General features: G+C 63.8%; 21 protein-coding genes. 18 read left to right on the top strand and 3 right to left on the bottom strand.

Translation table 11 applies throughout. The features are described from left to right. Nucleotides 1–84: 84 nt before the first annotated feature. From HGR_RS08565 to HGR_RS08515, 11 genes are all read left to right on the top strand, one after another. Complete coding sequence (locus HGR_RS08565; RefSeq protein WP_006297811.1) at nucleotides 85–786, top strand: 3-oxoacid CoA-transferase subunit A; 702 nt, start codon at nucleotides 85–87, stop codon at nucleotides 784–786. Between the two features lie 16 nt (nucleotides 787–802). After that, entirely contained in the window at nucleotides 803–1447 is a 645-nt protein-coding gene (locus HGR_RS08560; protein WP_006297809.1) for a 3-oxoacid CoA-transferase subunit B, read from the top strand. Between the two features lie 50 nt (nucleotides 1448–1497). Then, nucleotides 1498–2703 carry a 3-oxoadipyl-CoA thiolase gene (gene pcaF, locus HGR_RS08555; protein ID WP_006297808.1) on the top strand — a complete coding sequence of 402 codons (1206 nt, stop codon included), beginning with the start codon at nucleotides 1498–1500 and terminating at the stop codon, nucleotides 2701–2703. 23 nt (nucleotides 2704–2726) lie between these two features. Continuing rightward, entirely contained in the window at nucleotides 2727–3734 is a 1008-nt protein-coding gene (locus tag HGR_RS08550) for a Bug family tripartite tricarboxylate transporter substrate binding protein (RefSeq protein WP_006297807.1), read from the top strand. Nucleotides 3735–3878: 144 nt separating this feature from the next. After that, nucleotides 3879–4343 (top strand): MarR family winged helix-turn-helix transcriptional regulator, encoded by a 465-nt coding sequence (locus HGR_RS08545; RefSeq protein WP_006297806.1) that lies wholly within the window; start codon nucleotides 3879–3881, stop codon nucleotides 4341–4343. A 37-nt stretch (nucleotides 4344–4380) separates the two neighbouring features. Continuing rightward, the gene (locus HGR_RS08540; protein WP_006297805.1) at nucleotides 4381–4809 is read left to right on the top strand and encodes an organic hydroperoxide resistance protein; all 429 of its coding nucleotides are present in this window, start codon (nucleotides 4381–4383) and stop codon (nucleotides 4807–4809) included. Between the two features lie 73 nt (nucleotides 4810–4882). Further along, nucleotides 4883–5473 carry a malonic semialdehyde reductase gene (locus HGR_RS08535; protein ID WP_006297804.1) on the top strand — a complete coding sequence of 197 codons (591 nt, stop codon included), beginning with the start codon at nucleotides 4883–4885 and terminating at the stop codon, nucleotides 5471–5473. Nucleotides 5474–5579: 106 nt separating this feature from the next. After that, nucleotides 5580–6128 carry a glutathione-regulated potassium-efflux system oxidoreductase KefF gene (gene kefF / locus HGR_RS08530; protein ID WP_006297803.1) on the top strand — a complete coding sequence of 183 codons (549 nt, stop codon included), beginning with the start codon at nucleotides 5580–5582 and terminating at the stop codon, nucleotides 6126–6128. Next, the gene (locus HGR_RS08525) at nucleotides 6125–8041 is read left to right on the top strand and encodes a monovalent cation:proton antiporter-2 (CPA2) family protein (protein WP_006297802.1); all 1917 of its coding nucleotides are present in this window, start codon (nucleotides 6125–6127) and stop codon (nucleotides 8039–8041) included. The genes kefF and HGR_RS08525 overlap by 4 nt, the downstream gene beginning before the upstream one ends. Before the next feature lie 96 nt (nucleotides 8042–8137). Beyond that, nucleotides 8138–8767 carry a ParA family protein gene (locus tag HGR_RS08520; protein WP_006297801.1) on the top strand — a complete coding sequence of 210 codons (630 nt, stop codon included), beginning with the start codon at nucleotides 8138–8140 and terminating at the stop codon, nucleotides 8765–8767. A 69-nt stretch (nucleotides 8768–8836) separates the two neighbouring features. After that, nucleotides 8837–9304 (top strand): MaoC family dehydratase, encoded by a 468-nt coding sequence (locus tag HGR_RS08515; RefSeq protein WP_006297800.1) that lies wholly within the window; start codon nucleotides 8837–8839, stop codon nucleotides 9302–9304. Nucleotides 9305–9365: 61 nt separating this feature from the next. On the opposite strand, the gene HGR_RS08510 is transcribed toward HGR_RS08515, so the two are convergent. Together HGR_RS08510 and HGR_RS08505 are read right to left on the bottom strand one after the other, a co-directional pair. Continuing rightward, the gene (locus tag HGR_RS08510; protein WP_006297799.1) at nucleotides 9366–9830 is read right to left on the bottom strand and encodes a tRNA (cytidine(34)-2'-O)-methyltransferase; all 465 of its coding nucleotides are present in this window, start codon (nucleotides 9828–9830) and stop codon (nucleotides 9366–9368) included. A 34-nt stretch (nucleotides 9831–9864) separates the two neighbouring features. After that, the gene (locus tag HGR_RS08505; RefSeq protein ID WP_006297798.1) at nucleotides 9865–10614 is read right to left on the bottom strand and encodes a ComF family protein; all 750 of its coding nucleotides are present in this window, start codon (nucleotides 10612–10614) and stop codon (nucleotides 9865–9867) included. A gap of 63 nt (nucleotides 10615–10677) precedes the next feature. Between HGR_RS08505 and HGR_RS08500 the strand changes: the two genes are divergently transcribed. The 7 genes from HGR_RS08500 to HGR_RS08475 all read left to right on the top strand — a co-directional run bounded on the left by HGR_RS08500 (nucleotide 10678) and on the right by HGR_RS08475 (nucleotide 16515). Then, nucleotides 10678–11595 carry a hypothetical protein gene (locus HGR_RS08500; RefSeq protein ID WP_006297797.1) on the top strand — a complete coding sequence of 306 codons (918 nt, stop codon included), beginning with the start codon at nucleotides 10678–10680 and terminating at the stop codon, nucleotides 11593–11595. A 142-nt stretch (nucleotides 11596–11737) separates the two neighbouring features. Then, nucleotides 11738–12922 carry a cytochrome c oxidase subunit II gene (coxB, locus tag HGR_RS08495; RefSeq protein ID WP_006297796.1) on the top strand — a complete coding sequence of 395 codons (1185 nt, stop codon included), beginning with the start codon at nucleotides 11738–11740 and terminating at the stop codon, nucleotides 12920–12922. 40 nt (nucleotides 12923–12962) lie between these two features. After that, nucleotides 12963–14594 (top strand): cytochrome c oxidase subunit I, encoded by a 1632-nt coding sequence (ctaD, locus tag HGR_RS08490; protein WP_039853021.1) that lies wholly within the window; start codon nucleotides 12963–12965, stop codon nucleotides 14592–14594. A 32-nt stretch (nucleotides 14595–14626) separates the two neighbouring features. Beyond that, entirely contained in the window at nucleotides 14627–14743 is a 117-nt protein-coding gene (locus HGR_RS17785) for a cytochrome oxidase small assembly protein (RefSeq protein WP_006297794.1), read from the top strand. Nucleotides 14744–14763: 20 nt separating this feature from the next. After that, complete coding sequence (locus HGR_RS08485) at nucleotides 14764–15351, top strand: cytochrome c oxidase assembly protein (protein ID WP_006297793.1); 588 nt, start codon at nucleotides 14764–14766, stop codon at nucleotides 15349–15351. Then, nucleotides 15348–15572 (top strand): DUF2970 domain-containing protein, encoded by a 225-nt coding sequence (locus tag HGR_RS08480; RefSeq protein ID WP_050797421.1) that lies wholly within the window; start codon nucleotides 15348–15350, stop codon nucleotides 15570–15572. Before HGR_RS08485 ends, HGR_RS08480 begins: the two co-directional genes overlap by 4 nt. A gap of 58 nt (nucleotides 15573–15630) precedes the next feature. Further along, complete coding sequence (locus HGR_RS08475; RefSeq protein WP_006297791.1) at nucleotides 15631–16515, top strand: cytochrome c oxidase subunit 3; 885 nt, start codon at nucleotides 15631–15633, stop codon at nucleotides 16513–16515. A gap of 75 nt (nucleotides 16516–16590) precedes the next feature. Here the strand turns inward: HGR_RS08475 and HGR_RS08470 are convergent, their stop codons facing one another. Further along, nucleotides 16591–16812: a twin transmembrane helix small protein gene (locus HGR_RS08470; protein WP_006297790.1), complete on the bottom strand. Its 222-nt coding sequence runs from the start codon at nucleotides 16810–16812 to the stop codon at nucleotides 16591–16593. Nucleotides 16813–16814: the final 2 nt, after the last annotated feature.

The raw sequence follows: 16814 nt of genomic DNA, 5'->3' as shown, positions 1-16814 counted from the left end.
ATTCATTATACGAACAAGTGTTCGTTATTAGAACAAATTCAACCTTCGGAAATTCGGACGGAAAAACAGGCCAGGAGCATTTTCATGATCGACAAGATCGTTGATTCGGTGGCGCGAGCGCTTGCCGATGTGAAGGACGGGTCCACCGTGCTGATCGGTGGCTTCGGCACCTCAGGCATCCCCGCCGAGTTGATCGAGGGGCTGATCGCGCAGGGCGCCAAGGAACTGACCTTGGTCAACAACAACGCAGGCAATGGCGATACGGGCTTGGCCGCCTTGCTCAAGACCGGGCGCGTGCGCAAGATCATTTGCAGCTTTCCGCGCCAGGTGGACAGTTGGGTGTTTGATGAGTTGTACCGCAGTGGCAAGCTGGAGTTGGAACTGGTGCCGCAGGGAAATCTGGCAGAGCGCATGCGCGCGGCTGGCGCGGGCATTGGGGCCTTCTTTTGCCCGACGAGCTATGGCACCGACATCGCAAAAGGTAAAGAGACGCGCGAGATCGACGGCAAGCACTACGTGCTGGAGTACCCCATCCACGGTGACGTGGCGCTGATCAAGGCGGAGGCCGGGGACCGTTGGGGCAATTTGACCTACCGCATGGCGGCCCGCAACTTCGGCCCCGTGATGGCCATGGCGGCCAAGCAGACCATCGCGACCGTGCACGAGGTCAAGGCGCTGGGCGAGTTGGACCCGGAAGCCATCGTGACGCCCGGCATCTTCGTCAGCAAGATCGTGAAGATCCCGCGGGTGGCGACTCAGGCCGGCGGCTTCAAGAAAGCGGCCTGATCAGAGGAAGACAAGTATGAGCTATCAAAAACGTAGCAAAGACGAGCTGGCGAAGCGCGTTGCCCAGGACATCCCCGACGGCGCCGTGGTCAACCTGGGCATCGGCCAGCCCACGCTGGTGGCGAACCACATCCCCCCTGGGCTGGAAATCATCTTGCAGAGCGAGAACGGCATCTTGGGCATGGGGCCCGCGCCAGCACCGGGGCGAGAGGATTTCGACCTCATCAACGCGGGCAAGCAGCCGGTGACCTTGTTGCCCGGAGGTGCCTTCTTCCACCATGCCGACAGCTTCGCGATGATGCGTGGCGGGCATCTGGACATCTGCGTGCTCGGAGCCTTCCAGGTCAGCGCCGAGGGTGACCTCGCGAACTGGAGCACCGGCGAGCCCGGCGCCATCCCCGCCGTGGGCGGTGCCATGGACCTGGCCATCGGCGCCAAGCAGACCTGGGTGATGATGGATCTGCTGACCAAACAGGGCGAGAGCAAGCTCGTGCGCGCGTGCACGTACCCGCTGACCGGTCTGCGATGCGTCAAGCGCGTGTACACCGATTTGGCGACCTTCGCCTGCACGCCCGAGGGCCTGAAGCTCGTCGACAAGGTCGACGGTCTGAGTCACGCCGAGCTCGAAAACCTGGTGGGCCTGCCCATCGCGACCGCCTGAAGCGCACCAGCGGCAGACGTACCCCCACGACACCACAACGAGGAAATTCCATGAGCCAGCAAGCCTTCATCTGCGACGCCATCCGCACGCCCTTCGGCCGTTACGGTGGCGCGCTGTCGTCCGTGCGTACCGACGACCTGGGCGCGGTGCCGCTCAAAGCCTTGATGGCGCGCAACCCGCGGGTGGACTGGGCCGAGGTGAGTGACGTGCTCTATGGTTGCGCCAACCAGGCCGGCGAGGACAACCGCAACGTGGCGCGCATGGCCCTGCTGCTGGCGGGGCTGCCGATGGAAGTGCCGGGCGCGACGATCAACCGCCTGTGCGGCTCGGGTCTGGACGCCGTGGGGAGCGCGGCGCGGGCCATCAAAAGCGGAGAAGCCAGCTTGATGATCGCTGGCGGCGTGGAGAGCATGAGCCGTGCGCCCTTCGTGATGCCCAAGGCCGAATCGGCCTTCAGCCGCGCCAACGCCATCTACGACACGACCATCGGCTGGCGCTTCGTCAACACGCTGATGAAGGCGCAGTATGGCGTGGACGCCATGCCTGAGACGGCGGAAAACGTCGCCGTGGATTTCAAGATCGAGCGCGAAGCGCAGGACCGCATGGCGCTGGCCTCGCAGCTCAAGGCCGTGGCCGCGCAAAAGGCGGGCCACCTCGCGGCCGAGATCACGCCGGTGACGATCCCGCAGAAGAAGGGCGAGCCCATCGTGGTGGCGCACGACGAGCACCCACGCGAAACCAGCCTCGAGGCCCTGGCGAAACTCAAGGGTGTGGTGAGGCCCGACGGCACGGTGACGGCGGGTAACGCCAGCGGTGTCAACGATGGTGCCTGCGCGCTGCTGCTGGCCGACGACAAGACCGCCGCCCGCCACGGACTGACGCCGCGTGCGCGCGTGGTCGGCATGGCGACGGCCGGCGTGGCACCGCGCATCATGGGCATTGGCCCGGCACCTGCCACGCAAAAGGTGCTCGCCCAGACGGGCTTGACGTTGGAGCAGATGGACGTGATCGAACTCAACGAAGCCTTCGCCGCGCAGGGGCTGGCCGTGCTGCGTCTGCTGGGCTTGAAGGACGACGATGAACGGGTCAATGCCTGGGGCGGTGCGATCGCGCTGGGCCACCCGCTGGGCGCGAGCGGCGCGCGCCTGGTGACCACCGCCGTCAACCAGCTGCACCGGCGTGGCGGGCGTTATGCCTTGTGCACCATGTGCATCGGCGTGGGGCAGGGCATCGCCGTCGTGCTCGAAAAGGTTTGATATTTCTACAAGGAGACAACACCATGACCCGTACTCTCACGCGAATTCAGCGCTTGCGTTCCTTGGCTGCGGCGACCTTGGCCGCAAGCAGCGCATGGGCCCTGCTCGTCTTTGGCGGCAATGCCCAGGCCCAACCGTATCCGAGCCGGCCCATCACCATCGTGGTGCCGTTCGCGGCGGGCGGCGCGACCGACATCCTGGCGCGTGTGGTGGGCCAGCACCTGGGAGAGGAGTTGAAACAGCCCGTGGTCGTGGACAACAAGCCAGGCGCCGGCGGCAACATCGGTGGCGCCTTTCTGGTGAAGTCGGCGCCGGATGGCTACACGCTGTACATGGGCGCGGTGGGCACGCAAACCATCAACCCCTTTCTGTACAAGAAGATGAGTTTCGATCCGATCAAGGACATGGCGGCCATCTCGCGCGTGGCCAACGTGCCCAATCTCTTGGTCGCTCATCCCGACAAGCCCTACAAGACCGTGCCCGAACTGATCGCCTATGCCCAGGCCCATCCGGGCGGCGTCAACTTCGGCTCCTCGGGCAGCGGCACCTCGGTGCATCTGTCGGGTGAACTCTTCAAGTCCCTGGCCCGTGTGAACATGACCCACGTGCCCTACAAGGGCAGCGGACCCGCCATGGCCGACCTGCTGGCCGGTCAGATCGACATCATGTTCGACAACATGCCCTCCGCCCTGCCGCACGTGAAAGCCGGCAAGCTGGTGCCCTTGGCGGTGACGACGCAAAAGCGCGCGCCCGAACTGCCCGACACACCGGCCATCGGCGAGTTCGTCAAAGGCTACGAAGCCACCTCGTGGTTCGGCCTGTTCGCACCGGTGCAGACGCCCGCCAACGTGATCACGACGGTGCACAGCGCCCTGGGCAAGGTCATGGCCAAGGCCGAGGTGAAGGCCAAGCTCGCCGAACTCGGTGCTGAGCCCGTCTATGAAACGCCGCGGCAGTTCGATGCCTTCATCGCCGCCGAAGCCACCAAGTGGCGCAAAGTGGTTCAGGAGTCGGGCGCCAGCGTGGATTGAGACCGGCGCCGCGCCCCGCCATGGACGAAGGACGGCCTGGCCATGTGCCGGGCTGCCCATGCCCGAGCGGGAGATCCCCTAGTTGGAGCGTGGCTGGCTGTATTTGTATTGCGCAAAATTTAATTTTGAGCAATAATTCGACCCATGCTCAACGCCAAGCTCAATTCGGATGCCGCGCTTCAGCTGGATCGCCAGCTCTGCTTCGCGCTGTATTCCGCCTCGCACGCCATGTCCAAGGCCTACAAGCCGCACCTGGACACGCTCGGCTTGACCTATCCCCAGTACGTGGCCATGTTGGTGCTGTGGGAGCGTGATGGTCTGACCGTTTCTGAAATGGGTGAGCGTCTCTACCTCGATTCCGGCACGCTCACGCCCTTGCTCAAGCGGCTGGAGGCGGCGGGCTACATCAGCCGCCTGCGCGACGCTGCGGACGAGCGGCGCGTGCTGATCCAGCTGACCGCCGCGGGGCGCCGCCTCAAGGCTCAGGCCGAACCTATCCCCGCCTGCATGTTCGAAACCATGCAGTGCTCCCTGAGCGAGATCGCATCGCTGACTCAGCAGGTGCAGCAATTACGCGATCGCCTGCAGGCCGCCCAGGCGCGCGCCTGAGTTTCTTTTTTTCACCACCACCAACCAGGAGTGCACCATGCCCACAGTTCTCGAAAAAGTCGTCTACACCGCCAAGGCCCATACCACGGGTGGCCGTGAGGGTCGTTCCACCAGCGACGATGGCCTGCTGGATGTGAAGCTGTCTCCGCCGAAGGCCATGGGCGGTGCCGGTGGTGCCACCAATCCCGAGCAACTGTTCGCCGCCGGTTACTCGGCTTGCTTCATGGGGGCCATCAAGCATGTGGCCAGCATGAAGAAGATCGCCGTGCCCGCCGACGCCTCGATCGACGCCGAGGTGGACATCGGCCCGATCCCCCAGGGTTTTGGCATCGCCGCCCGTCTGGCCGTGAGCCTGCCCGGCCTGGACCGCGCCGTGGCCCAGGACCTGGTGAACACCGCCCACCAAGTTTGCCCGTACTCCAACGCCACGCGCGGCAACATCGTCGTGGACCTGCGCCTGGTCTGAGCACCCACGCCGCGGTAACGCACGGCGGGGGATAATTCCGAGCACTTGCAACTCTGATTCAAGGTACTGATTCATGGCACATCCCATCGATTCCAAGTCGCTCGATCAACTGTTCCTCGCCGCGCGCACCGCCAACGGCTTCCTCGATCAGCCGGTCGCACCGCAACTGTTGAAGCAGGTCTATGAACTGGCCCGCATGGCGCCAACGGCCATGAATTCACAGCCCACGCGCTATGTGTTCATCACCACTTCCGAAGCCAAAGCCCGCTTGTTGCCGTTGATGGCCGCGGGCAATGTGGACAAGACCCGCAGCGCTCCCGTCACCGTGCTGGTGGCGACCGACAGCAAGTTCTACGAACACATGCCCCAGATCTGGCATGGCGCGGGCGCGAAAGAGATGCTCGAGGGCAATCTGGCCATGGCCGGCAAGATGGCCGGTCTCAACGGCGTGCTCGGCGGTGCGTACTTCATCCTCGCTGCGCGGGCCCTGGGCCTGGACTGTGGACCCATGGCGGGTTTTGACGCCGCCAAGGTCAACGCCGAGTTCTTCCCCGATGGTCGCCACAGCGTCAACTTCATCCTGAACCTGGGTTACGCCGACCACAGCAAGGAATTCGCGCGCAACGGGCGCTTGAGCTTCGAACAAGCCTGCACCGTTCTTTGAACACCGCGCACCTCGCCGACGTCGGTAGCGGCGACGCAGTGTTCACTTCCGAACCGGCATCTCCAAGATCCGGCTAGCGTGGGCCTTGATGCAGAATCGCCTCTGCATGCTCACGCTCATCTACGCCCATCCCTATCCCCTGCATTCACGCGTCAACCGGGCCTTGCGGCAGGCGGTGGAGGATTTGCAGGGCGTTCGCATGCGCGACCTCTACGCCCTCTACCCCGATTTCCACATCGATGCGGCGGCTGAGCAGGCGGCGCTGGCCGAGAGCCAGATCATCGTGTTGCAGCATCCCATGCGCTGGTACCACACCCCCGCGTTGCTGAGCCTGTGGTTCGAGAAGGTACTGGCCTATGGCTGGGCTTACGGGCACGACCCCGCTGGGCAGCGCGTGCAAGCACTGCAAGGCAAGCGCCTGCTCTGGACCGTGACCACTGGGGGTGCGCAGGCCGCCTACAGTCGGGATGGCTACAACCAGCACACCGTGCATGAGATGGGCGCACCGATCCGCCAGACCGCTCTCTATTGCGGCATGGAGTGGCTGGAGCCGCACATCGTTTATGGCACCGGTCAACTGGACACCGTGACGTTGGCCGAAGCGGCCAGAAGCTACCGCGGTCGATTGGTCGAATTGCTGGAGGCAGCAGCATGAGCGCCGCGCTCGCCGCGCAGGACGCAGTGCACGCCGCCGCGGCCACCGGAGGGCATGGCCCCAATCTGGTGCCGGTGGTCACGCTGCTGGCGGCGGCTGTCATCGCCGTCCCTTTGTTCAAGCGCTTGGGCTTGGGCGTCGTGCTGGGTTATCTGGCGGCCGGGTTGCTGATCGGCCCCTCGGTGCTGGGTCTGATCCACGACCCCGCCACCATCCTGCAGACGGCGGAACTGGGCGTGGTGATGTTCCTGTTCATCGTCGGTCTGGAAATGCGGCCGGCGCACCTGTGGCAGATGCGCCGGCAGATTTTTGGTCTGGGTGTGCTGCAGGTGGGCCTCGCGATGGTGCTGCTGACGCCCGCGGGCGTGGCGCTGGGATTGGATTGGGCGCAGGCCTGGGTGGCGGGTACCGGTTTCGTGCTGACGTCGACGGCCATCGTCATGCAGATGTTGGTCGAACGCAAGCAATTGGCCAGTCCGGCGGGGCAGAAGGTGGTGTCCATCCTGCTGTTGGAAGACTTGCTGATCGTGCCCTTGCTGGCCATCGTGACCTTCATCGCTCCAGGCGGGCACGATGGCGGGCACGTCGCGCTGGGCTGGCAGGCAAGGGTGTTGAACATCGGCTTGGCCCTGGGAGCCTTCCTGGTGCTGCTGGCCGTGGGGCGCTGGTTGCTCAACCCATTGTTCATGCTGTTGAGCGCCGCGCGTTCGCGCGAGGTCATGACGGCGGCTGCTTTGCTCGTGGTGCTCGGCGCCGCATTGTGGATGGACCTCGGCGGTCTGTCGACCGCGATGGGTGCGTTCATCGCGGGGGTGATGTTGGCCGAGTCCTCGTTCCGTCACCAGCTTGAAGCCGATGTGGAGCCGTTCAAGGGTCTGCTGCTGGGCCTGTTCTTCCTCGCGGTCGGGATGTCGATGGACCTGACCGTCATCGAGGCGCAGTGGCGGTTGGTGCTGGCCAGCGTGGTCGCCTACATGCTGCTCAAGTCAGCGGCCATCTACGCGGTCGCGCGGCTGGTGAAGAGCAGCCACGAGATGGCCCTGGAGCGGATGGTGCTGATGGCCCAGGGCGGGGAATTCGCCTTCGTCCTGTATGCCGCCGCGACCTCGGTGGGCTTGATGGAGGCCGAGGTCAACTCCGTCTATACGGCGGTCATCATCCTGTCCATGGTGCTCTCGCCGCTGATGCTGATCGCGCATGGCCGTTGGGTCTCGCGATGCGCTCGGCGGCGCATCAACGAGTCCGAGCGGGAGTACGACACCGAGATGGACCACAGCCCGGTGATCATCGCGGGCTTTGGCCGCTTCGGGCAAATGGTCGGCCGCTTGCTGCTGGCCAATGGCGTCGTCAGCACCATCATGGACAGCGACGCGCAGCACATCGAAAGCATGCGGCAATTCGGCTTCCACGTGTACTACGGTGATGCGACCCGGCTTGATTTGTTGCAGGCCGCGGGCGCGGCGCAGGCTAAGGTGCTGGTCGTGGCCGTGGACGACAAGGACGCCGCCATGACCATCGTCGAACGTGCTCGCCAAGCCTATCCTCATCTGCAGGTGCTCGCGCGCGCCTACGACGTTTCGCACTACTACGAGTTACGCAAGATCGGAGCCCACGTGGTCCAACGCGAGGTGTACGAAAGCTCACTGCGCCTGGGGCGTCATGTGCTGGAGGTTCTGGGCGTGGGCGCCTACGAGGCCAAGGAAATGGCCGATGGCTTCCGGTTGGCCAATGAGCGGCAGGTGGATGCCTTCGCCCGCATGCGCGAAAAGGCTGAATTCAAGGATTACATCCAGGCCGTGCGCACCAGCCGCGAGGAGCTCGAACGCCAGTTGCGCGAGGAGACCGCGCACCGAGGCAAGGAGGGTCACGACTGGGAGGCGAGTGAGCGGCGCGCCCGCGACGAACGCCCCTGACTGCCGTTGTGGCGGCGCGATCGGCGCGCTGCGCTAACATCACTGCGGACCGCCCGGCCTCTGCCGTCGGCGGCCGTCAACAGCAGGGAGCGCCGCATGCCGATTGTTGTGATTGCCAATCCGAAGGGTGGCGTGGGCAAGTCCACGCTGTCCACCCAGGTGGCGGGGTATTACGCCAACCGAGGCCATGCTGTCATGCTGGGTGACGCGGACCGCCAGCAGTCCTCGCGCCTTTGGCTGAGCCTGCGGCCCGCGACGGTGCCGCCCATCGTTGGTTGGGACATGGTGGACGCGACCCAGGGCGGGGGCAAGGTGGCCAAGCTGCCCAAAGGTGTCACCCATGTGGTGCTGGACACACCCGCCGGCTTCACCGGCGCGCGCCTCAAGGACGCTTTGACGCACGCCAGCAAACTCATCGTGCCGCTGCAGGCCAGTGTGTTCGACATCTTCGCGACCCGGGCCTTCCTGGACGAAATCAAGGCACTGGCTCCCCGTAACCTGCAGATGGGCGTGGTGGGCATGCGTGTGCATGGGCGCACGCTGGCGGCCGAGCATCTGCGTGAGTTCGTCAACGGCCTGGGCGTACCCCTGCTGGCTTGCCTGCGCGAGACGCAGAACTATGTGCATCTGGCCGCCCAGGGGCTGACGCTCTTTGACGTCACGCCGGGGCGCGTGGAGAAAGACTTGGCTCAGTGGTCGGAGCTGTGTCGCTGGCTTGACGCCTGAGTCTGCGGTCCCTCGTTACAGTGGACCCTCCCCTGGAGGGGCTGAACCAAGAGGAGACCCGGGCCCATCATGAGCACACCCGTCAGAACATTCCGCACCCTGGCCGAACTGGCCGCGTGCGTCGGTCAGGAAGTGGCCGTCAGCGACTGGCTCACCGTCACACAGGAACAAATCCGGCTGTTTGCCCAGGCCACGGGGGACCACCAGTGGATCCATGTGGACGAAGAGCGCGCCAAGGCGGGGCCTTTTGGTGGACCGATTGCTCACGGTTTCCTGACACTGTCCTTGCTGCCGCGCTTTTTCGAAATGGCCTTTGAGATCGCCGAGTCCGGCATGGGCGTCAACTATGGGCTCAACAAGGTCCGTTTCACCGCGCCAGTGCCAGTGAACAGCCGCCTTCGCGCGCGCATGACGCTGCTGCGTGCCGAGGCCATCGAGCATGGCGGCCTGCAACTGGCCTGGAACGTCACCGTGGAGCGCGAGGGTGCGGACAAGCCGGTCTGCGTGGCGGAGGCCCTCGTGCGCCGCTATCCCTGATCGCCGTGCACGACGTGTGTATCCATTGCGCCGCGATCCCTGAGCCTGACACGCGGCGCGGTTAAGACGCGAAACCGTTCTGACGCCAGGCTTCGAACACCGTCACCGCCACCGCGTTGCTGAGGTTCAGGCTGCGCTGGCCCGCGCGCATGGGAAGTTTGAGTTGTCGCTCGGGCGCGAACTGAGCCCGCACCCCGGGGGGTAGACCGCTGGTCTCTGCGCCGAACACCAGCCAGTCACCCGGCAGGAAGGCCGAGTCATGGACGACGCCCGTGCCGCGCGTGGTGAGTGCAAACATCCGTTCGGGGTTTGGCCGTTCTTCCGACAGAAAAGCTTCCCAATCCGCGTGGCGACGCACTTCGGCGTACTCGTGGTAGTCCAGGCCGGCGCGCTTGAGCAGGCGGTCTTCCATCGCGAAGCCCAGCGGCTCGATCAGGTGCAGGGCGCAGCCGGTGTTGGCAGCCAAGCGGATGACGTTGCCCGTGTTGGGCGGAATCTCGGGATGAACCAGGACGATGCGGAACATGGCGCGGATTGTCGCTGGCTCCTGGAGACACGGTTCACCAGCCTTCCAGTGGCGTGCGCGCCAGCACCAAGGCGCAGATTTCCACCGCGCCAGCCTCGCGCAATACCGCTGCCGCGGCGTTCAAGGTGGCGCCGGTGGTCATCACGTCGTCGATGAGCAGCAGGCGCTGGCCCTCGATCCGGCGGCGTTTGCCGGGGGGCACGCCGAAGGCGTCCTGCACATTGAGCAGGCGCTCATCGCGAGGCAAGCTGTGCTGGTCTGGGGTATGCCGCAGGCGCAGCAGCCAGTCCGAGCGGGTCTTGCCCGGCGAGAGCGCGCGCGCCAAATGCAGGGCTTGGTTGAAGCCCCGCTCTCGCAGGCGCGCCGGGGTCAGTGGCAGCGGCAGCACGGCGTCAGCGGCCTCCAGCGCGTCGGCGGCGCCGGGCGCGGCGCGCATGAGTTCGGCCAGGACGGTAGCCCAGCCAGGTTCGGGGCTGAATTTGTAGCGCCCCACCAGATCGTTCCAGGGCCAGTCGTAGTCCACGGCGGCGTGGCAACGGTCCAACTGATCCAGCGGTGCCTTGCCGTCGGTCTGCGCGCCGGACCGCGGCCACAGCAGACAGACCGCGCAGACGTCCATGCCTTCCGCGACCGGCAGGGCGCAGGCGCGGCACCGAGGCCGGGGCGACGCGAAGCGTCGCAAGCAGGCCGCGCACAGGGGTTGGGCGGGCCAGGCACGGCAGATGGCGCATTGGCTGGGCAGCCAAGGACCTGAGGCGAGTCGGGACAGCAGGGCACGGAACATGGGGGGAGTTTGGCAGACGACGCGACGCTTGCGGCCTGAACTTTCTATACTCGCGCGCTGTCCATGAACGATACCCGCCCCCCGACGATCGATCCGGCTGCCGCTTCGCGCTGGCGCCAGCGCCCCCACACCATCGATGGTCGGTTCGCGTCGGCCTGGTTGCACGAGGAAGTGGCCCGGCGCATGGAGGATCGGCTGTCTTGGATCGTCCGCCAGCCTCGCAGCTGGCTGCACTGGGAGCCGGTGCGTGGCGGCCTGTCCGTGCACGAGCAATTGGTCCGGCGTTACCCTGGGGTCCCCGCCTCGATGCATGCGGCCGTCCCCGAAGAAGCCGCCTGGGCGCGGCGCGTGGCGCGCGGACCATGGTGGCGGCGTTGGGCAACCTGGTTTCGATCTGCGGCGCCGACGGTTTGGATGCCTGCGCAGGACCAGACCGTGGATTTGCTGTGGGCCAACATGAGCCTGCACATGGCCGATGAGCCCCTGGCCTTGATGCGCGCCTGGCATGCGGCGCTGAACGTCGATGGCGTGCTGATGTTCTCCTGTCTCGGGCCCGACACCCTGCGTGAACTGCGCGAGCTATACGCCGGCCTGGGTTGGCAGCCGCCCACGCACGAGTACACCGACATGCACGATTGGGGTGACATGCTCGTCGCGACAGGTTTCGCCGAGCCGGTGATGGACATGGAGCGCATCGTGCTGACCTTCGATTCCCCCGAGCGGCTGCTGCGGGAACTGCGCGAACTGGGGCGCAATTTGCACCCCGAACGTTTTCCTGGCTTGCGGGGCAAGGGCTGGCGCAAGCGCCTTTTGGCCGATTTGGCCCGTCTGGCGGACCCCGCCCATGGCGGGCGGCTGCGGCTGACGTTCGAAATCATTTATGGACACGCCCTCAAGCCCGAGCGCCGGCTGGCTGTGACGCCTGAAATGCGGCTTTCCGTGGACGAGCTGCGCAGTCAACTACAGCGCCGCCGTGATTGAGCCGCGAGGGGGCTCGGCTACAATCCGCCGCTGCAGATTGCCATAGTCCGGGCTGTGGGCATTTTTTGCCCACACGCCGGCGCGGTTGCCGCTAAAGTCCGGGCAATCCGAGAATATTCAAGACCTTCAAGAAGTGAACATGATGAAGAGCATTGCAGACAAACTGGCTTCACTGTTGCTCGCGGCTGGCGCATCCGTGGGAGTCTGGGCCGCGACGGCCGGTTTCGCCGCCGTTCACGCGGCCGTCAATGATCTGCCTGGCGGCCCTGCCGTCAATCAGCTCAACCTGGGCCCCGCCGCGACCAAGATCGCCGCCGAGCAGCAATGGCTGCACTGGATGATGCTGATCATCTGCACGGTGATTTTCCTCGGCGTTTTCGGCGTCATGTTCTATTCGATCTACAAGCATCGCAAGAGCAAGGGCGCGAAGTCTGCCGACTTCCATGAATCCGTGGGCGTTGAAATCGCCTGGACGGTCGTGCCTTTCATCATCGTGATCTTGATGGCCTTGCCCGCGACCAAGGCCGTGGTGGCTCAGAAAGACACCAGCAACGCGGATCTGACCATCAAGGTCACCGGCTACCAGTGGAAGTGGGGTTACGACTACCTCAAGGGTGAGGGCGAGGGCCTGGGTTTCGTGTCGACCCTCGACGTGAGCCACCGTCAGATGTCTGAGTCGGGTAACCCCCCGCCCACGGACAACTACCTGCTGAAAGTCGACAAGCCGCTGATCGTGCCGGTCGACAAGAAGGTCCGCATCATCACCACCGCCAACGACGTCATTCACTCCTTCATGGTGCCTGCCTTTGGCATCAAGCAGGACGCGATTCCTGGTTTCGTTCGCGACACCTGGTTCCGCGCTGAAAAGACGGGCGATTTCTATGGTCAGTGTGCCGAGCTCTGCGGCAAGGAGCACGCCTACATGCCCATCCATGTGAAGGTGGTCTCGGCCGAGGACTACACCAAGTGGGTGGATGCCGAGAAAAAGGCCATGGCCGCCAAGGCTGATGATCCCAACAAGGTCTGGGTGCTGAACGATCTGGTTGCTCGCGGCGAGAAGGTCTACACCGCTAATTGCGCGGTCTGCCATCAAGCCAATGGCAAGGGTGCGGGTCCGTTCAAGCCGCTCGACGCCTCGCCCATCGTGCTGGACGCCGACAAGAGCAAGCAGCTTGCCATCGTGTTGGGCGGCAAGGGCGCGATGCCGTCCTGGAAGTCGTCCTTGAGCGACACCGAGATTGCGGCCGTCGTGACCTACACCAAGAATGCCTGGTCGAATAAGACGGGTTTCCTGGTTCAGCCTTCCGACGTGAAGGCCGCGCGCTGAGCCGCGCCAGAACATCAAAGAGTTGAAGAAGGAAGTCATCATGAGCGCCGTTCTCGACCATTCCCACCACGCTGGTCATGCCCATGACCACGACGATCACCACCATGCCCCGACGGGCTGGCGGCGCTGGGTCTTCGCGACCAATCACAAGGACATCGGCACGCTGTACCTGCTGTTCGCCTTCACGATGCTGATGATCGGCGGCGTGCTGGCCCTGCTGATCCGTGCTGAGCTGTTCCAGCCTGGCCTGCAGATCGTGAACCCTGAGCTGTTCAACCAGCTCACCACCATGCACGGCCTGATCATGGTGTTCGGCGCGATCATGCCGGCCTTCGTCGGCTTCGCGAACTGGATGATTCCGCTGCAGATCGGGGCCTCCGACATGGCCTTTGCCCGGATGAACAACTTCAGCTTCTGGCTGATGATCCCCGCGGCCATTATGCTGGTGACGTCTTTCTTCATGCCCGGTGGTGCGCCCGCCGCGGGCTGGACGCTGTATGCGCCGCTCACCCTGCAGATGGGCCCCTCCATGGATGCAGGCATTTTTGCCATGCACATCTTGGGTGCTTCGTCCATCATGGGCTCGATCAACATCATCGTGACCATCTTGAACATGCGCGCTCCTGGCATGACGCTGATGAAGATGCCGCTGTTCTGCTGGACGTGGCTGATCACTGCCTACTTGCTGATCGCGGTGATGCCCGTGCTGGCCGGTGCGATCACCATGACGCTGACGGACCGCCACTTTGGTACGACTTTCTTCAATCCCGCCGGCGGTGGTGACCCGGTGATGTACCAGCACATCTTCTGGTTCTTCGGCCATCCCGAGGTGTACATCATGATCTTGCCGGCCTTCGGCATCGTGAGTGCCATCGTGCCGGCTTTCGCGCGCAAGAAGCTGTTCGGCTACGCCTCGATGGTGTACGCGACCGCCTCGATCGCCATCCTGTCCTTCATCGTGTGGGCTCACCACATGTACGCCACCGGCATGCCGGTGACGGGCCAACTCTTCTTCATGTACGCCACCATGCTGATCTCCGTGCCCACGGGCGTGAAGATCTTCAACTGGCTGGCGACGATGTGGCGCGGCTCCATGACCTTTGAGGCGCCCATGCTGTGGGCCGTGGGCTTCATCTTCGTGTTCACGATGGGCGGCTTCACGGGTCTGATCCTTTCGATGGCGCCGATCGACATCCAACTGCAAGACACCTATTACGTGGTGGCCCACTTCCATTACGTGCTGGTGGCGGGCTCCTTGTTCGCGATGTTTGCGGGCGTCTACTACTGGCTGCCCAAGTGGACCGGGGTGATGTACAGCGAGTTCCGCGGCAAGCTGCACTTCTGGTGGTCGATGATTGCCTTCAACATCACCTTCTTCCCCATGCACTTCCTGGGGCTGGCCGGCATGCCGCGCCGTTACGCCGACTATCCGATGCAGTTCGCCGATTTCAACGCGATTGCTTCGGTGGGAGCCTTGGGCTTCGGTCTGGCGCAGGTCTACTTCTTCCTGTTCGTCGTGCTGCCCGCCATGCGTGGCAAGGGCGAGAAGGCGGTTCAGAAACCTTGGGAAGCCGCCGAGGGCCTGGAGTGGGAAGTTCCTTCTCCCGCGCCTTTCCACACCTTTGAAACGCCGCCCAAGCTCGACGCCACGGCGACGAAGATTGTCGGTTGAGCGTACCCGCGCATCCTGAGGACGAAACCGCCATGCCGACCACACCTGAGCAGAAGAAAGCCAACGTTCGCCTGGGCCTGATCCTGGCCTCGGTCGCCTTGGTGTTCTTCTGCGGTTTCGTGGCGAAGTTCGTTTTCTTCGGCCACTGATTGGTCAGCGGAACAAGACGATGAACCTGCGGCGTGAAAACCTGCGCATGGTGGGCAAGCTCACGGTGATCGTGGCGGGCATGTTCGCCTTCGGCTACGCCCTGGTTCCGCTCTATCAGGCGATCTGCGAATTCACCGGCATCAATGTGCTGGCGATTGGCGAGCGTGGCTTGAGCCGCCCCCAAGTGGCCAGCAACACCCAGGTCGACACGAGCCGCACCATCACGGTGGAGTTCGACGCGAACGCCCGTGGGCCATGGCAGTTCAAACCCGCTCAAAGCTCCATGCAAGTGCATCCGGGCGAACTCGTCACGGTGATGTACGAATTCCAGAACGTGCAGGATCGGCGCATGTCCGCCCAGGCCATTCCCAGTTATGCGCCACGCCAAGCGGCCGCGCATTTCAACAAGCTGGAATGTTTCTGCTTCAACGAATACACCCTCGCGCCGGGTGAGAAGAAGGAATGGCCCGTGGTCTTCGTGATCGACCCCAAGCTGTCTCGCGACGTCACCACGATCACCCTGTCCTACACCTTCTTTGAAGTCGGCAGCAAGACCCCACCGGCGCCCACCGCGGCTCGCAAGGCTGAAGGGCAGGGGGCTTCATGAGTGACCCAGTGACGCAGGAAGGCCGTGGGGCGCGTGGTTCGTCCTTCTGGGCGACGGCGAAGGCCGTGGCATGGTCCTTTCTGGGTATTCGCCGCGGCAAGGATTTTCAGGACGATATTGGACGTCTCAAGCCTTACCACTTGATCGCGGCAGGCATCATCGGTGTCTTCATCTTCATCGGCATCCTGATGCTGGCGGTGAAATTCGCCGTGTCGACCTGACCGCTACCGCAAACTTTCAGATTCCAAAAGAAAACCCAAGCGAAGGATTGGAGTAAACATGAGTTCAACCACCGCACACGGCAGCGCCCCGTACTACTTTGTGCCGGGTCCGTCCCGTCATCCCGTGATGGCGTCCATCGGCCTGTTCTTCGTCATTCTGGGCGCGGGTCAATGGGTCAACGGACACGATTGGGGCAAGTGGTCCCTGGCCTTCGGCTTGGTCTGGTGGCTGACGGTGCTGTACCAGTGGTTCCGCGATGCCATCACCGAGAGCGAGGGCGGCCAGTATGGCCACAAGATCGACATTTCCTACCGCTGGAGCATGACCTGGTTCATCTTCTCGGAAGTGATGTTCTTCGGGGCCTTCTTCACTGCACTTTGGTGGGCGCGCGTCCATTCCGTGCCCGCCCTGGGCAGCTTGGACAATGCCGTGCTCTGGCCTGATTTCAAGGCCGTCTGGCCCAGCTTGGCTGCGGGCGCCACGGCTTCCCCGGCCGGCATCATCGAGCCTTTCCAGACCATGGGCCCCTTCTGGCTGCCCACGATCAACACCGCGCTGCTGCTGACTTCTGGCGTGACTCTGACCATCGCCCACCACGCGCTGCAGGCCGGCAATCGTTCCAAGACGATCGGCTTCATGTGGATCACCGTGCTGCTCGGCTTGGTGTTCCTGTTCGTGCAGGGCTATGAGTACTACCACTCTTACACCGAGCTGAACCTGAAGCTCTCGTCCGGCGTGTATGGCTCCACCTTCTTCATGCTGACGGGCTTCCACGGTCTGCACGTGTTCGTCGGCATGCTGATGCTGCTGTTCATCACCTTGCGCCTGATGAAGGGTCACTTCACCCCGCAGCGTCACTTCGGTTTTGAAGGCGCGGCCTGGTACTGGCATTTCGTGGACGTGGTCTGGCTGGGACTTTACATTCTGGTGTACTGGCTCTGATCCACGCTCTAAGCAAGAAAAGCCGCTGACTGTCGATCAGCGGCTTTTGTCTTTTCAGCAAGTCTGCGGACCGTTCTATTGGCCGGCGTTGATGCCCGTCGGATGGATGTAGCCCAACTTCCAGGCCAGCAGGATGCACAGAAAGATCAGGATGGAGAATCCCACGCGAAATCCCAAGGCCCGCGCCATGCGGGACGTCTTGGGTTGCCCGTTGCGGCCGTCCCTCAGCATGAAGAACAGGGCTGAACCCAGGCTGGCAAGAATGGCCAAGAAGGCCAGGGCGACGAGGTATTTCATGA

The sequence above is a fragment of the Hylemonella gracilis ATCC 19624 genome (assembly GCF_000211835.1).
GTDB lineage: Bacteria > Pseudomonadota > Gammaproteobacteria > Burkholderiales > Burkholderiaceae_C > Hylemonella > Hylemonella gracilis.
This window is presented reverse-complemented; position numbering and strand designations above follow the sequence as displayed.

Coding starts and splice junctions, on each gene's coding strand:
- HGR_RS08565 (WP_006297811.1), top strand. CDS start 85: ATGATCGACAAGATCGTTGATTCGGTGGCGCGAGCGCTTGCCGATGTG.
- HGR_RS08560 (WP_006297809.1), top strand. CDS start 803: ATGAGCTATCAAAAACGTAGCAAAGACGAGCTGGCGAAGCGCGTTGCC.
- pcaF (WP_006297808.1), top strand. CDS start 1,498: ATGAGCCAGCAAGCCTTCATCTGCGACGCCATCCGCACGCCCTTCGGC.
- HGR_RS08550 (WP_006297807.1), top strand. CDS start 2,727: ATGACCCGTACTCTCACGCGAATTCAGCGCTTGCGTTCCTTGGCTGCG.
- HGR_RS08545 (WP_006297806.1), top strand. CDS start 3,879: ATGCTCAACGCCAAGCTCAATTCGGATGCCGCGCTTCAGCTGGATCGC.
- HGR_RS08540 (WP_006297805.1), top strand. CDS start 4,381: ATGCCCACAGTTCTCGAAAAAGTCGTCTACACCGCCAAGGCCCATACC.
- HGR_RS08535 (WP_006297804.1), top strand. CDS start 4,883: ATGGCACATCCCATCGATTCCAAGTCGCTCGATCAACTGTTCCTCGCC.
- kefF (WP_006297803.1), top strand. CDS start 5,580: ATGCTCACGCTCATCTACGCCCATCCCTATCCCCTGCATTCACGCGTC.
- HGR_RS08525 (WP_006297802.1), top strand. CDS start 6,125: ATGAGCGCCGCGCTCGCCGCGCAGGACGCAGTGCACGCCGCCGCGGCC.
- HGR_RS08520 (WP_006297801.1), top strand. CDS start 8,138: ATGCCGATTGTTGTGATTGCCAATCCGAAGGGTGGCGTGGGCAAGTCC.
- HGR_RS08515 (WP_006297800.1), top strand. CDS start 8,837: ATGAGCACACCCGTCAGAACATTCCGCACCCTGGCCGAACTGGCCGCG.
- HGR_RS08510 (WP_006297799.1), bottom strand. CDS start 9,830: ATGTTCCGCATCGTCCTGGTTCATCCCGAGATTCCGCCCAACACGGGC.
- HGR_RS08505 (WP_006297798.1), bottom strand. CDS start 10,614: ATGTTCCGTGCCCTGCTGTCCCGACTCGCCTCAGGTCCTTGGCTGCCC.
- HGR_RS08500 (WP_006297797.1), top strand. CDS start 10,678: ATGAACGATACCCGCCCCCCGACGATCGATCCGGCTGCCGCTTCGCGC.
- coxB (WP_006297796.1), top strand. CDS start 11,738: ATGAAGAGCATTGCAGACAAACTGGCTTCACTGTTGCTCGCGGCTGGC.
- ctaD (WP_039853021.1), top strand. CDS start 12,963: ATGAGCGCCGTTCTCGACCATTCCCACCACGCTGGTCATGCCCATGAC.
- HGR_RS17785 (WP_006297794.1), top strand. CDS start 14,627: ATGCCGACCACACCTGAGCAGAAGAAAGCCAACGTTCGCCTGGGCCTG.
- HGR_RS08485 (WP_006297793.1), top strand. CDS start 14,764: ATGAACCTGCGGCGTGAAAACCTGCGCATGGTGGGCAAGCTCACGGTG.
- HGR_RS08480 (WP_050797421.1), top strand. CDS start 15,348: ATGAGTGACCCAGTGACGCAGGAAGGCCGTGGGGCGCGTGGTTCGTCC.
- HGR_RS08475 (WP_006297791.1), top strand. CDS start 15,631: ATGAGTTCAACCACCGCACACGGCAGCGCCCCGTACTACTTTGTGCCG.
- HGR_RS08470 (WP_006297790.1), bottom strand. CDS start 16,812: ATGAAATACCTCGTCGCCCTGGCCTTCTTGGCCATTCTTGCCAGCCTG.